This window comes from Corynebacterium sp. HMSC072A02, from assembly GCF_001810085.1.
Lineage (GTDB): Bacteria > Actinomycetota > Actinomycetes > Mycobacteriales > Mycobacteriaceae > Corynebacterium > Corynebacterium hesseae.
This window is the reverse complement of the sequence record NZ_KV799833.1, coordinates 1-354: the sequence shown is the minus strand read 5'-3', so window position 1 is coordinate 354 and position 354 is coordinate 1. Positions and strand designations below refer to the sequence as shown.

Here is a 354-nt window from a genome sequence, read left to right as displayed (position 1 = left end):
GCCCGGCAACACGCAAGGTCATCGAAGAACTCATTACGGCGAAAGCCATCCCGGCCCAGGCATACCAGTCCTGCCGAAACGTGCTGTCAATGGGCAAACATGCCAACAAACCAATCCTGGAAGAAGCATGCCAACGCCTGACCGCCAACGACGGCAGTCGGCGGGCAGTGTCATATACCGCAGTCAAAAACATGATGACCGCTGTCCGCAAGGAACACGCAACCCGACCACGCGGGTTTGACCAGCCCCCGCGCAGCACCACCACCAACCAACCCGCCCGACCTGTAGCCGCTGACCGGGACACCACCGGCGCGTTCCTTGGCGGTGCAGACCAGTTCAGCATGGACAACCTCG

Annotated in this window: 1 pseudogene; it reads left to right on the top strand. The window is 61.3% G+C overall.

From position 1 onward, the window contains the following. Positions 1-354: pseudogene (locus HMPREF2698_RS04400) on the top strand (IS21 family transposase); the annotation flags it as partial.